The sequence below is a fragment of the Catellatospora sp. NPDC049111 genome, assembly GCF_040648615.1.
Classification (GTDB): domain Bacteria; phylum Actinomycetota; class Actinomycetes; order Mycobacteriales; family Micromonosporaceae; genus Catellatospora; species Catellatospora aurea.
Map to the genome: position 1 here is coordinate 236,712 of NZ_JBEZEB010000001.1, position 11,905 is coordinate 248,616.

General features: G+C 69.0%; 14 protein-coding genes. 1 reads left to right on the forward strand and 13 read right to left on the reverse strand.

The genetic code is table 11. The annotated features are described in order from the left end of the window. Positions 1-30: 30 nt before the first annotated feature. The 9 genes from AB0B66_RS01100 to AB0B66_RS01140 all read right to left on the reverse strand — a co-directional run bounded on the left by AB0B66_RS01100 (position 31) and on the right by AB0B66_RS01140 (position 8,327). On the reverse strand, positions 31-1,281 hold the full coding sequence (locus tag AB0B66_RS01100) for an LCP family protein (protein ID WP_360520893.1): 1,251 nt from the start codon (positions 1,279-1,281) through the stop codon (positions 31-33). 106 nt (positions 1,282-1,387) lie between these two features. Continuing rightward, the gene (atpD, locus tag AB0B66_RS01105; RefSeq protein ID WP_360520897.1) at positions 1,388-2,821 is read right to left on the reverse strand and encodes a F0F1 ATP synthase subunit beta; all 1,434 of its coding nucleotides are present in this window, start codon (positions 2,819-2,821) and stop codon (positions 1,388-1,390) included. Continuing rightward, complete coding sequence (locus tag AB0B66_RS01110; RefSeq protein ID WP_203696943.1) at positions 2,821-3,750, reverse strand: F0F1 ATP synthase subunit gamma; 930 nt, start codon at positions 3,748-3,750, stop codon at positions 2,821-2,823. The genes atpD and AB0B66_RS01110 overlap by 1 nt, the downstream gene beginning before the upstream one ends. A 2-nt stretch (positions 3,751-3,752) precedes the next feature. Next, positions 3,753-5,387 carry a F0F1 ATP synthase subunit alpha gene (gene atpA, locus AB0B66_RS01115; RefSeq protein ID WP_360520901.1) on the reverse strand — a complete coding sequence of 545 codons (1,635 nt, stop codon included), beginning with the start codon at positions 5,385-5,387 and terminating at the stop codon, positions 3,753-3,755. A gap of 118 nt (positions 5,388-5,505) precedes the next feature. Continuing rightward, complete coding sequence (locus AB0B66_RS01120; RefSeq protein WP_360520904.1) at positions 5,506-6,321, reverse strand: F0F1 ATP synthase subunit delta; 816 nt, start codon at positions 6,319-6,321, stop codon at positions 5,506-5,508. Further along, positions 6,321-6,872 (reverse strand): F0F1 ATP synthase subunit B, encoded by a 552-nt coding sequence (locus tag AB0B66_RS01125; protein ID WP_360520907.1) that lies wholly within the window; start codon positions 6,870-6,872, stop codon positions 6,321-6,323. The genes AB0B66_RS01120 and AB0B66_RS01125 overlap by 1 nt, the downstream gene beginning before the upstream one ends. 72 nt (positions 6,873-6,944) lie before the next feature. Next, on the reverse strand, positions 6,945-7,148 hold the full coding sequence (gene atpE, locus AB0B66_RS01130; RefSeq protein WP_203742652.1) for an ATP synthase F0 subunit C: 204 nt from the start codon (positions 7,146-7,148) through the stop codon (positions 6,945-6,947). Between the two features lie 137 nt (positions 7,149-7,285). Next, on the reverse strand, positions 7,286-8,086 hold the full coding sequence (atpB, locus tag AB0B66_RS01135; protein ID WP_360520912.1) for a F0F1 ATP synthase subunit A: 801 nt from the start codon (positions 8,084-8,086) through the stop codon (positions 7,286-7,288). A 25-nt stretch (positions 8,087-8,111) separates the two neighbouring features. Beyond that, positions 8,112-8,327 carry an AtpZ/AtpI family protein gene (locus AB0B66_RS01140; RefSeq protein ID WP_203696950.1) on the reverse strand — a complete coding sequence of 72 codons (216 nt, stop codon included), beginning with the start codon at positions 8,325-8,327 and terminating at the stop codon, positions 8,112-8,114. A 182-nt stretch (positions 8,328-8,509) separates the two neighbouring features. Here AB0B66_RS01140 and AB0B66_RS01145 point away from each other — a divergent pair, with 182 nt between their 5' ends. After that, positions 8,510-8,968: a hypothetical protein gene (locus tag AB0B66_RS01145; protein WP_360520915.1), complete on the forward strand. Its 459-nt coding sequence runs from the start codon at positions 8,510-8,512 to the stop codon at positions 8,966-8,968. A 97-nt stretch (positions 8,969-9,065) separates the two neighbouring features. Here AB0B66_RS01145 and AB0B66_RS01150 read toward each other — a convergent pair whose 3' ends face one another. The 4 genes from AB0B66_RS01150 to prmC all read right to left on the reverse strand — a co-directional run bounded on the left by AB0B66_RS01150 (position 9,066) and on the right by prmC (position 11,818). After that, a complete protein-coding gene (locus AB0B66_RS01150) occupies positions 9,066-9,470 on the reverse strand; it encodes a hypothetical protein (RefSeq protein ID WP_360520918.1) in 405 nt (134 codons plus the stop codon). Positions 9,471-9,565: 95 nt separating this feature from the next. Further along, positions 9,566-10,168: a phosphotyrosine protein phosphatase gene (locus AB0B66_RS01155; protein ID WP_360520921.1), complete on the reverse strand. Its 603-nt coding sequence runs from the start codon at positions 10,166-10,168 to the stop codon at positions 9,566-9,568. After that, a complete protein-coding gene (locus tag AB0B66_RS01160) occupies positions 10,168-10,836 on the reverse strand; it encodes an L-threonylcarbamoyladenylate synthase (RefSeq protein ID WP_360520924.1) in 669 nt (222 codons plus the stop codon). The genes AB0B66_RS01155 and AB0B66_RS01160 overlap by 1 nt, the downstream gene beginning before the upstream one ends. 169 nt (positions 10,837-11,005) lie before the next feature. Next, the gene (gene prmC / locus AB0B66_RS01165) at positions 11,006-11,818 is read right to left on the reverse strand and encodes a peptide chain release factor N(5)-glutamine methyltransferase (protein WP_360520927.1); all 813 of its coding nucleotides are present in this window, start codon (positions 11,816-11,818) and stop codon (positions 11,006-11,008) included. Positions 11,819-11,905: the final 87 nt, after the last annotated feature.

Sequence of the window (11,905 nt, forward strand, 5' to 3'; positions counted from 1 at the left end):
GACCGGTCAGTGTGAGCTAACCGGCCACCATCACTTACCCAGCATTTCGGGATGGAAGGCCACGAAGTTCTCGACCGAGCCCGCCGCGACCGAGGCGAGGAACTGCCGGGAGTACATGTCCAGCTGCTCGCCCAGGTACTGGTACTTCATCTTGGGCTTGGACTTCTTCTTCTTGTCGTCCTTCTTGTCGCCGTCGTCGCCGTCGTCGCCGTCATCCCCGCCGTCGTCACCGTCGTCACCGCCCCCGTCGTCGCCCTCGTCGTCGCCCTTGCCCTTGTCGACGACGTAGCGGCCCACCCCGCCACCGGCCAGTTTCACCATGTGCACGGTGCTCGGGCGCAGATCCTGCAGCGCGAACGCCCAGTCGATCACGCCGTGCCCGCGGCCGCTGAAGGTGAGCGACGAACCGGCCGCCCGCAGCACGGTGTCCATCTGCAGCGGATCGCCCAGCACGTCGTCGCTGAACGCCTTGGCGATCATCGCGCGGACCAGCTGCTGCTGGTGCCGCTGGCGGGCGTAGTCGCCGCCGGTCACGTAACGCTGCCGGGCGTAGTCCAGCGCCTGCCAGCCCTTGAAGTGGCGCAAACCCGGCTCGTAGACCATCTGCTCGCCGACGTACCCGGTGCTGCTCGCGCCCCGGTCCCGGGGGTCGCCGTCGGGCTCCAGGTGGATCGAGGCGACCCGCTCGTCGACCATCATGTCGATGCCGCCCAGCGCGTCGATCACGTCCTTGAACCCGCTGAAGTCGATGATCGCCCCCGCGTCGAACCGCGCGATCCCGGTGTACTGGCTGACCGTCGCGGCCAGCAGTTCGAAGCCCTGGGCGTGGTTGGCACGCCGGTCGCCGGGCACCATCGAGCCGAAGTACATCGCGTGCGCGAGCTTGTCCGCGGGGTTGCCGCCGTAGCCGGACTTGGCGAACGGCGGGATGGCCACCAGCAGGTCCCGGGGCAACGAGAACAGGTAGCCCCGGTCGAGGCCGGCGGGGATGTGCATGACCAGGATCGAGTCGGCCCGCGGGATCCAGAACGGGTCGTTGTGCCGCGGGTCGATGCCCGCCAGCAGGATGTTGAGCGGCCCCTTGATGTCCTCGGGGCGCGGGGGCGCCTGCCGGCCCGGCGTCTGGTCGCCGAAGAGGTCCTCGCTGTGGATCGCGCTCTCGTAGCGCGCGAGCACACGGTCCACGGTGACCAGGGACGCACCGCTCAGCATCATCAGCGCCGTGCCCACGAGCACGCTCCAGCGGGCCCAGCGCGCCGCGGCACGCCACCGTTTCGCCACCATGATGTGGCTAACGAGGCAGATGCGGCCTTCGCTCCTACCGACCTGCCGCGACGCGAAGAGGCCCCTCCCCGAAGGGAGGAGCCTCTTTCGCGGAGAACCGACCTTACTTGGTCAGCTCGCGGTAGTTCTTCTCGAGGTCGTCGAGGCCGCCGCACATGAAGAAGGCCTGCTCCGGGACGTGGTCGTAGTCGCCCTGGGAGATCTTCTTGAACGCCTCCACGGTCTCCTTCACCGGCACGGTCGAACCCTCGACACCGGTGAACTGCTTGGCCGCGTAGGTGTTCTGCGACAGGAACCGCTCGATCCGGCGGGCCCGGGCCACGGTGACCTTGTCCTCCTCGGACAGCTCGTCCATACCGAGGATCGCGATGATGTCCTGCAGGTCGTTGTACTTCTGCAGGATCCGCTTCACCTCGGAGGCGACGGCGTAGTGCTCCGCGCCGACGTACTCCGGGGCCAGGATTCGCGAGGACGAGGCCAGCGGGTCCACGGCGGGGTAGATGCCCTTGTCGGACACCTTGCGCTCGAGGTTCGTGGTCGCGTCCAGGTGGGCGAAGGTGGTCGCCGGCGCCGGGTCGGTGTAGTCGTCCGCGGGCACGTAGATGGCCTGCAGCGAGGTGATGGCCTGGCCACGCACCGAGGTGATGCGCTCCTGGAGCTCACCCATCTCGTCGGCGAGGGTCGGCTGGTAACCCACGGCGCTCGGCATACGGCCGAGCAGGGTGGACACCTCGGAACCGGCCTGCGTGAAGCGGAAGATGTTGTCGATGAAGAGCAGCACCTCCTGCTTCTGCACGTCACGGAAGTACTCGGCCATGGTCAGCGCCGACAGCGCGACCCGCAGACGGGTGCCCGGGGGCTCGTCCATCTGACCGAAGACCAGCGCGGTGTCGCCGAGCACGTTGGCGTCGGCCATCTCGTGGATGAGGTCGTTGCCCTCACGGGTGCGCTCACCCACGCCCGCGAACACCGACGTACCACCGAAGTTACGGGCCACGCGGATGATCATCTCCTGGATGAGCACCGTCTTGCCCACGCCCGCGCCGCCGAACAGACCGATCTTGCCGCCCTTGACGTACGGGGCCAGCAGGTCGATCACCTTGACGCCGGTCTCCAGCATCTCGGTCTTCGGCTCCAGCTCGGAGAACGCCGGAGGCTTGCGGTGGATCGGCCAGCGCTCGGTGACCTCGAGCTTCTGCCCCTTCTCGAGGTTGAGGCAGTCACCGAGGACGTTGAACACCTTGCCCTTGGTCTCGTTGCCGACCGGCACGCTGATCGGCGAACCGGTGTCGCGCACCTCCGCACCGCGGACCATGCCGTCGGTGGGCTGCATCGAGATGGCCCGGACCACGTTGTCGCCGAGGTGGTTGGCCACCTCGAGGGTCAGCGTGCGGTCGCCCTCGCTCAGGGTCACCTCGACCTGGAGCGCGTTGAACAGAGCGGGCATCGCGTCGCGCGGGAACTCGACGTCGACGACCGGGCCGATGACCCGGACGACTCGACCGACGCCCGCCTTGGTGTCAGTAGCAGTGGTCATCATTCACTCCCCGCCGCCGCCAGCGCGTCCACGCCGCCGACGATCTCACTGATTTCCTGGGTGATCGCGGCCTGACGCGCGGAGTTCATCTCCCGCGTCAGCGACTTGATCATGGTTTCCGCATTGTCCGTCGCGCTCTTCATCGCCCGACGGCGGGAGGCCGACTCGCTGGCCGCCGAGTCCAGCAACGCCGCGTAGATCCGCGTGTTGATGTACTTCGGCAGCAGCGCGTCGAGCAGCTCCTCGGCGTTCGGCTCGAAGTCGTACGCCGGCAGCAGCTCGCCCTTGTTGCCCGCACGCTCTTCGACCTGCATCGGCGCGAAGATCTTCGTGCTGGCGTTCTGGGTCATGAGCGACTTGAACTCGGTGTAGACGATGTGCAGTTCGTCCACGCCCAGCACACCGTCGTCGCCCGCGCCGTCGAGGCTGTCGTCCGCGCCGTGCACGAACGCCTGGATCAGCGTCTCGCCGACCCGGCGTGCGTCCTCGAAGCGCGGCTGCTCGGAGAAGCCGCTCCAGCTTCCGGCGAGCTCGCGCCCGCGGAAGGTGTAGTAGCTGATCCCCTTGCGGCCGACGACGTACAGCGCGACCTGCTTGCCCTCGCTCTTCAGGCGAGCGATGAGCTGCTCGGCGAGCCGGATCGCGTTGGCGTTGTAACCGCCGCACAGGCCGCGGTCGCTCGTGACGAGCAGCACACCGGCCCGGTGCTCCGGGTCCCGCGGCACCAGCAGCGGGTGCTGGGCGTTGGTGTTGGACGCCAGCGCGGTCAGCACACCGGTGATCGCGTTCGCGTACGGCAAGGACGCGTCGACCCGAGCCTGCGCCTTGGCGATGCGGCTGGTCGCGACCAGCTCCATCGCCTTGGTGATCTTCTTCGTCGAGCGGGTCGCCTTGATCCGCCGACGAAGCACTCGTACCGAACCGGCCATGACTACTTCTTCTCGTCCACGATGCGGGTGACCGTCTCGGTGACCTCGGGACCCTCGAGCGCGGTGGCCTCAGCCTCGTTGATCACGATGTTGTCCTCGGCGGGCAGGAAGCCGGCCTTGAACGACGTGATCGCCTTGTCGAGGTTCGCCACGACGTCGTCGTCCCAGGTGCCCGAGGCGATGGTCTTCAGCACGTCGCTGTGCGAGGCACGCAGGTGCTGCAGGAACTCGCCCTCGAAGCGGCGCACGTCCTTGACCGGGATGTCGTCGAGCTTGCCCTCGGTGCCGGTCCAGACCGAGACGACCTGCTCCTCGATCGGGTACGGCGAGTAGTTCTGCTGCTTGAGCAGCTCGACCAGGCGAGAGCCCTTCTCCAGCTGGGCGCGCGAGGCACGGTCCAGGTCGGAGGCGAAGGCGGCGAACGCCTCCAGCTCACGGAACTGAGCCAGGTCCAGGCGCAGACGGCCGGAGACCTTGCGCATCGGCTTGCCCTGCGCCGAGCCACCGACCCGGGAGACCGAGGTGCCGACGTTGATGGCCGGACGCACACCCGAGTTGAACAGGTTCTCCTCGAGGAAGATCTGCCCGTCGGTGATGGAGATGACGTTGGTCGGGATGAACGCCGAGATGTCGCCGGCCTTCGTCTCGATGATCGGCAGACCGGTCATCGAACCCGCGCCCAGCTCGTCGGACAGCTTCGCGCAGCGCTCCAGCAGGCGGGAGTGCAGGTAGAAGACGTCACCCGGGTAGGCCTCACGGCCCGGCGGGCGGCGCAGCAGCAGCGACACGGCACGGTAGGCCTCGGCCTGCTTGCTCAGGTCGTCGAAGACGATCAGAACGTGCTTGCCGGCGTACATCCAGTGCTGGCCGATGGCCGAACCGGCGTACGGCGCCAGGTACTTGAAGCCGGCCGGGTCCGACGCCGGGGAGGCGACGATGGTGGTGTACTCCATCGCGCCCGCGGCCTCCAGCGTGCCCTTGACGGACGCGATGGTGGACGCCTTCTGGCCGATGGCGACGTAGATGCAGCGGACCTGCTTCTTCGGGTCGCCGGTCTTCCAGTTGGCGCGCTGGTTGATGATCGCGTCCAGCGCGACCGAGGTCTTGCCGGTCTTGCGGTCACCGATGATCAGCTGGCGCTGGCCGCGGCCGATCGGGGTCATCGCGTCGATGGCCTTGATGCCGGTCTCGAGCGACTCGTGCACGCTCTTGCGGACCATCACGTTCGGAGCCTGCAGCTCCAGCTCGCGGAAGCCCTCGTTGTCGATCTCGCCCAGTCCGTCGATGGCGGCACCCAGCGGGTTCACCACGCGGCCCAGGAACTTGTCGCCGACCGGCACGGAGAGCACGCGGCCGGTGCGCTTGACCGGCTGCCCCTCCTCGATGCCCTCGAAGGCACCCAGGACGACGACACCGATCTCGCGGACGTCCAGGTTCAGCGCGACACCCAGGGTGCCGTCTTCGAACTCCAGCAGCTCGTTGGCCATGGTGGAGGGGAGACCCTCGACCTTGGCGATGCCGTCACCGGCCTCGGTGACGACGCCGACCTCCTCGCGGGAGATCTCGGGCGCGTACGAGGAGACGAAACGCTCAAGCGCTCCACGGATCTCCTCGGACGAGATGGTCAGCTCGGCCATCCTCAGCTTCCTATCGGTGTCGTGACTGTCAAGTCAGGTTCGGTATCGGTTCAGGGGAACCCGGCGCCGGCGTGCCGCACCAGCGGCGCACCGGGTCGGACCGGGTTCCGGGCGCTCGCTAGGCGAACGCGTTGCGGACTGCGGCCAGCCGCCGTGCGATGGTGCCGTCGTAGAGGTCGCTGCCGACCTGCACGCTCAGCCCACCCAGCACCGCGGGGTCGACGGTTACCTTCACCGAGACCTGACGGCCGTAGATGGCGGACAGTGACGAGGCCAGCCGGGACTCCTCGGCCTCGGTCAGCGGCTGCGCGACCGTGACGTACGCGACCTGCGCCTCCCGGCGCTCGGCGGCCAGTTCGACCAGCCGGGTGATCGCGCCGCTGAACGTGCGGCCGCCGAAGCCCTGCACGGCCAGCTCGGCCAGGCTCACCGTCACCGGCTTCGCCTTGCCCCGCAGCAGCCCGCCGACCAGCTCGGCCCGTCGCGCCACCGGCACGATGGTCTCCCCGATCGTGGCGGCCAGCTGCTGGTCGCCGTCGACGATCTGCCCGAAGCGGAACAGCTCGTCCTCGACCTCGCTGAGGTCGCCGGCCAGCTCGGCCGAGGCCAGCAGCGCGTCCGCGCCCAGGCGCTCGGTGCCGTCCAGCAGCTCCGACGCGGCCGACCAGCGGCCCGACGCCAGCACCTTGATCAGGTCAACGGTACCCTCGCCGACCTTGCCCGCCAGCAGGGTCGCGGCCAGCTCGGCCCGCTCCTGCCCGGAACGGGACGGGTCCGACAGCGCGCGGCGCAGCCGCGGCTCCCGGCGCAGCAGGTCCGCGAAGCCGAGCAGCTCCTCGGCGATCACCGCGGTGGCGGCGGCACCCGCCGCCCGGGCGCTGGTCTCCAGCGCTGCCCGGGCCGCGGTGTACGACTCACGGCTTGCCGCCTGCATCAACGGGCTCCGGCGGTCTCGAGCTCGGCGAGCGCGCGCTCGACCGTGCCACGGCGACGGGCCTCGTCCTCCAGCGACTCGCCAACGATCTTGCCGGCCAGGCTGACCGCCAGCGTGCCCATCTCGGCACGCAGCTCGCGGACGATGCTCGCCCGCTCGCCGGCCAGCTGCTCGCGACCGGCCGCGATGATGCGGTCGGACTCCTCGCGAGCCTTGGCCAGCACGTCGGTGCGGATGCCCTCGGCGTCGGCACGGGCCTCGTCACGGATGCGCGCGGCCTCCGTGCGAGCCTCGGCCAGCTGCGCCTTGTACTGCGACAGCAGGGCCGCGGCCTCGGCCTGAGCCTTCTCCGCCTTGACGAGCCCGCCCTCGATGGCCTCGACGCGCTGCTGGAACATGCTCTCCATACGCGGGAACACGAACTTGGTCAGCACGAACAGCAGGACGCCGAAAGCGATGAGGCCGACGATCACCTCAGCCAGCGGCACGCCGAGCACGTTGTACTCACCGTGCTCCGCGGGCGCGCCAGGCGCCTCTTGTGCGATGTACATAGGTCACTCCCCTTCGGCGGTGACCGGTCGGCTAGGACCGGTCACCGGATCGTCTCGGCGCTCGGGACCCGACTAAAGGGCGAACGCGAGAACCAGGCCCAGCAGGGCCAGCGCCTCGACGACGGCGAAGCCCATGAACATGTAGGTGCGGGTCAGGCCGGCGCTCTCGGGCTGACGGGCGGTCGCCTGGATGTAGGCGGCGAAGACCAGACCCACGCCGATACCCGGGCCGAGGGCGGCGATGCCGTAGCCGATGACGTTAAGGCTGCCGGTCATGTTGGTTTCCTCCTGAGTTCGACGCGTGTCGGTCACGCGCACGTTTTTGGTTACAGGTATGAGCGATCTTCAGTTGTGGTTCGAAAGCCAGAGTGTGTCGCGCCGGTCCGGCGCGGGTGTCCCGATACGCCGGAGGCTCAGTGCTCTTCGGAGATCGAGCTCTGGAAGTAGGTCGCCGACAGCAGCGTGAAGACGTACGCCTGCAGGCTGAGGATGAACAGCTCGAACAGGGTCATCACGATCGCGAACGCCCAGCTGCCCAGCGCGGCCGGCTTCAGCAGCAGCGGACCCGCGTTCCACAGCGCCACACCGCCGAGGGTGAACACCAGCAGGATCATGTGACCCGCGAACATGTTCGCGAAGAGACGGACGGCCAGCGTGATCGGCCGCAGCACCAGGTTCGAGATGAACTCGATCGGGATCAGGATCGGCTGCACCGCGATCGGCACACCCGGCTGCACGCAGGCGTGCTTCAGGTAGCCGAAGAAGCCGTGCTTCTTGATGCCCAGGCCGATGTAGATGAGCCAGGTCAGCACTGCCAGCACGATCGGGAAGGCCAGGTGCGAGTTCGGGGAGATCTGCGCGAACGGCACGATGCTCCACAGGTTCGTCACGAAGACGAAGCAGAAGACGGTCGCCAGGTACGGCGCGAAGCGCACGCCCTGCGGACCGATGATGTCGGTGGCGATGTTGTTGCGCACGACGCCGTACACCGACTCGGCGAGCCACTGCTTCTTGCTCGGCACCAGCGTGGGGTTGCGGTACGTCACGAGGAAGAAGACGATGACGATGGCGACGGCGATCCAGACCAGCAGCGTCAGCTTCGTGAAGGCGTGCCCCCAGGGGCTGCCCTCGAGCGACGGGATGAGGGTCTTGTAGTCGAATACCTCCGGCCCGGGAGGGAACTCCGAGGCAAGGAAACCCGGCTGCGTAATCAACCTGTCCTCCGTCGATCGGGCACGGTCACCCGTCCAGTCTTTTCACGGTCAGATAGACCCCGGCGGCCGCGCCGCCGATCAAACCGATCAACAGCCCGACGTTGGGGAGTCCCAGCCACTTATCGATGAGCCACCCGACCCCTCCCCAGACCAGCATTCCGCCGAGGAGATACCCGATGGCCGCCCAACCCGCATCGGCGCCCTCTGCATGAGGGCGCTTCGGAGGCTGGTCATCGGCCATGACGGGGCGAACAATATCAGCCACCCCCTGCAGTGGCCGACGCACCCCCCGTACGCGAGCGATGTTCATCACCAGGTCGGCGCTGCGTCATCTTCCATCAGGATGAGATCGATGTTGATTTAACCGCGTCGAACCGCTGAGATGGAGACAACCCTTCCGTTCTCCCCCACGGCGGTGCGGCGATGCGCAAGCTCACGATACCTGTAGTTTTCGTGCTGCTCACAGCATTGAGCAGCGGTTGTGAGCCGCGCGGCAACGACGACACCGAGTCGACCAAGCCGGTGCACTGCACGGTCATCGTCGATGGCCCGAAGGCCGACGAGGATCGCGACAACTTCGCGGGCCGCGTCCGCTATCGATGCGCCACTCCCGGCGCCGAGAAGCTCACCTTGAAGATCAAAATCGAGCGCCGCGACGGTGACGCATGGCGCAGTGTGGCCTCCCGCACACACACCCTCAAGGGCAAGCAGACCTACGCCGCCGAGCTCAAATACCAGTCCAAGGACCTGAGCCTCAGCTGCCGCTCCGGCACCTTCCGCACCGTGGTCGACTGGTCCCGCACCTCCCGCAAGGACACCGAAGGTGACAACCTCACCTCGGGCGCCGTCAAAGACCCCTGCCGCCCACCCATCTTCGGCTAGCGCGCGGGCTCTCTCCGTTGATCATGAACTTAAGGGCGTGGTCGGCGGCGTGTCCCTACCCTGGCGCCGTGATCACAGGCCTGCCGGAGGTGCGCGGCTACCGCTCGGGCTCGTCGATGTACGGGATCTTGGCGTGCCAGAGCCACCAGCCGTGGCCGATGGTCCACGCGATCGCGGCGATGCCGATGCCGATCGCCATCGGCTTGAGGCCGCTCCAGCCCGACTTGGCGATCACGGCGAGCACGAGGAACAGCACGGTGAACTTGACGGCGTACATCAGCAGCCCGACCGACAGCACCATCTTCGGGTTGATCGAGTCCGCCCATGCGATCACGAAACTGGACAGCAGGTAACTGACCGCCACCAGGGCCACTCCCGCCAGCACCCCGACCGCGGCCGCCGCGCCGACGGCGAGGTACGCCACCAGCGGCGCCACCACCGCCACCACCGCGGTCACCCCGAGCATGAATGGCAGGAACTTCAACCGCTTACCGAGCATCACGCCGTCTTCTCTCGCTGATCACGGTGCCAGGGTAGCGACACGCCGCCGACCACGCCCTTAGGTTCATGATCAACCGAGCGAGGGGGTGGGGTGGGTCACGCTGGGGGTGGGAGGAGGACTGCCGTGAGGGGGTGGACGGTGGACTGGATCTCGTCGGCCACGCGGGCGAAGACCTGGTCGCCGCGGCCCCAGGGGTCGTCGAGGTCGTCCTTGGCCTGGGCGGGTTCGCCGTTGCGGGCGGCGGCGACGGCCGCGACCAGGGCGACGCCGCGGGTGTACACCGCGTCGGGCGTGCGGTCGGCGGCGGGCAGTCGGGTCAGGTCGACCGACGGCAGGAGGCGGCCGAACTCGCCGAGCACGAAGGTGCGGTCGGCGGCGTCGGGGCGCAGCGCGACGACGTAGTCGTACTGGTCGGCGGTGGCGGTGAGGATCAGGTCGGCCGACTCGATGTGCTCGGCGCGCAGCTTGCGGGCGCTGAAGTCGTCCGGCGAGCCGCCGCGCGAGCGCACCTGGCGGGCCGCGGGCGGGTTCATCTCCTCGCCTTCGTGCCAGCCGCCGGTGCCCGCCGAGTGGGAGAGCACCAGGTCGGCGCCGACCGGGCCGGCCTGCTCGGTGACCGCCAGCGCCAGCAGGCGCTCGGCCATCGGCGAGCGGCAGATGTTGCCCATGCACACGTGCAGGACCGTGAACGGCGCCATCACGACTCCTCCGGACCCTGGATGTCGGTGGCGACCTCGCGCAGCTGGTCGAGGCTGATCGCCCCGGCGCGCAGCACCCGCGGGCGCTCGCCGGTGACGTCCACGATGGTCGACGGCACCGGGTTGGGGCACTCCCCCGCCTCCAGGTACACGCTGACCTTGTAGCTGAGCTGGTCGCGGGCCTGCTCGGCGGTGAGCGCCGCGGGCTGGCTGCTGAGGTTCGCCGAGGAGACGGCCATCGGGCCGGTCTTTCGCAGCACCTCCAGGGCCACCGGGTGCAGCGGCATGCGTACGGCGACCGTGCCGCCGGTCTCGCCGAGGTCCCACTGCAGGCTCGGCGCCTGCTCGACGACGATCGTCAGCGCGCCCGGCCAGAAGGCCTCGACCAGGTCCCGGGCCACCGACGGCAGCCGCATGACGAGCCCGTCCAGCGTGTGCCGGGAGCCGACCAGCACCGGCGGCGGCATGTGCCGGCCCCGCCCCTTGGCGCTGAGCAGGTTGGTCACCGCCCAGGGCTTGAAGGCGTCGGCACCGATGCCGTACACCGTGTCGGTCGGCAGGACCACAAGGTCGCCACTGGATACGGCGTCGATCGCGGCCTGGATCCCGCGGTCCCGTTCGACGACGTTGCGGCAGTCGTAGAGCCTCACGAGGAGCCAGTCTGTCATGCGCTGTTCGCATCCGGCACACACGGCTCCCACCCACCGGACAGCCGATCCGCCCGCGACCCCAAGATCGGCGGACTTGCCCGGCACATGGGCGAATACAGCCTCAAGATACGCACAGGTGCCGGGCAAATCGGGCGATCTTGAGGGCCGTCGCGCCGGACGGGACGCGTTACCTGCGGGCGGTGGTGAAGCGGGGGCGGCCGGCGAGGTCGGGGTGGGTGGTGACGTCGTGCCAGGTCGTCAGGAGCAAGGCCATGGCGGGGGTATGGGTGTCGTCGTGCTCGATGCCGAGGCGGCCGCCGTCGCGGAGCACGTCCCAGGCCCGAGCGATGATCACCGGGATGAGGTCGAGGCCGTGCTCGCCGGAGAAGACCGCCTCGGCGGGGTCGTGGCCGACCTCCGGGGGCACCGCGACCGTGATCGGCACGTAGGGCGGGTTGCACAGGATCAGGTCGGCGGGCGCGGGCAGCGGCACGTCGCGGACGTCACCGGGCAGCACGCGCACCGACGTGTCCGCGGTGTTGCGGCGCAGCCACGGCAGGGCGTCGTCGCTGCGCTCGACCGCGTACACGGTCGCGTCGGGGCGGGCGTCGGCGACCGCGATCGCCAGCGCGCCCGAGCCGCTGCACAGGTCCAGGACCACCGGGTCGGCCATGCCGCGCAGGGCCTCGATCCCCCACCGGGCCAGCAGCTCGGTCTCGGGGCGCGGGATGAAGACGCCGGGACCGACCAGCAGCTCGCGGTCGAGGAACGGGGCGGTGCCGGTCAGGTGCTGCAGCGGCACACGCTCGGTGCGCCGGTGGACCAGCTCGTCGAGTGCCTCGGCCTGCACATCGGTGACGGAGTCGATCAGCAGCAGGCGTCCGCGGGTCACGCCGAGCACGTGCGCGGCGAGCAGCTCCGCCTCGACCCGGGGTGAGTCGATGCCGGCGGCGGCGAGCCGGACGGCGGCGGCGCGGAGCTGGGCAGAGAGCACTGGCACCCGATCAACCTAGCTGGCGCGGCGGCAGCGCCCGCGCCAGAGGCGGGTGGCTGCGGGGTCCGGACAGCCCGCGAGAAACCGGTTGAC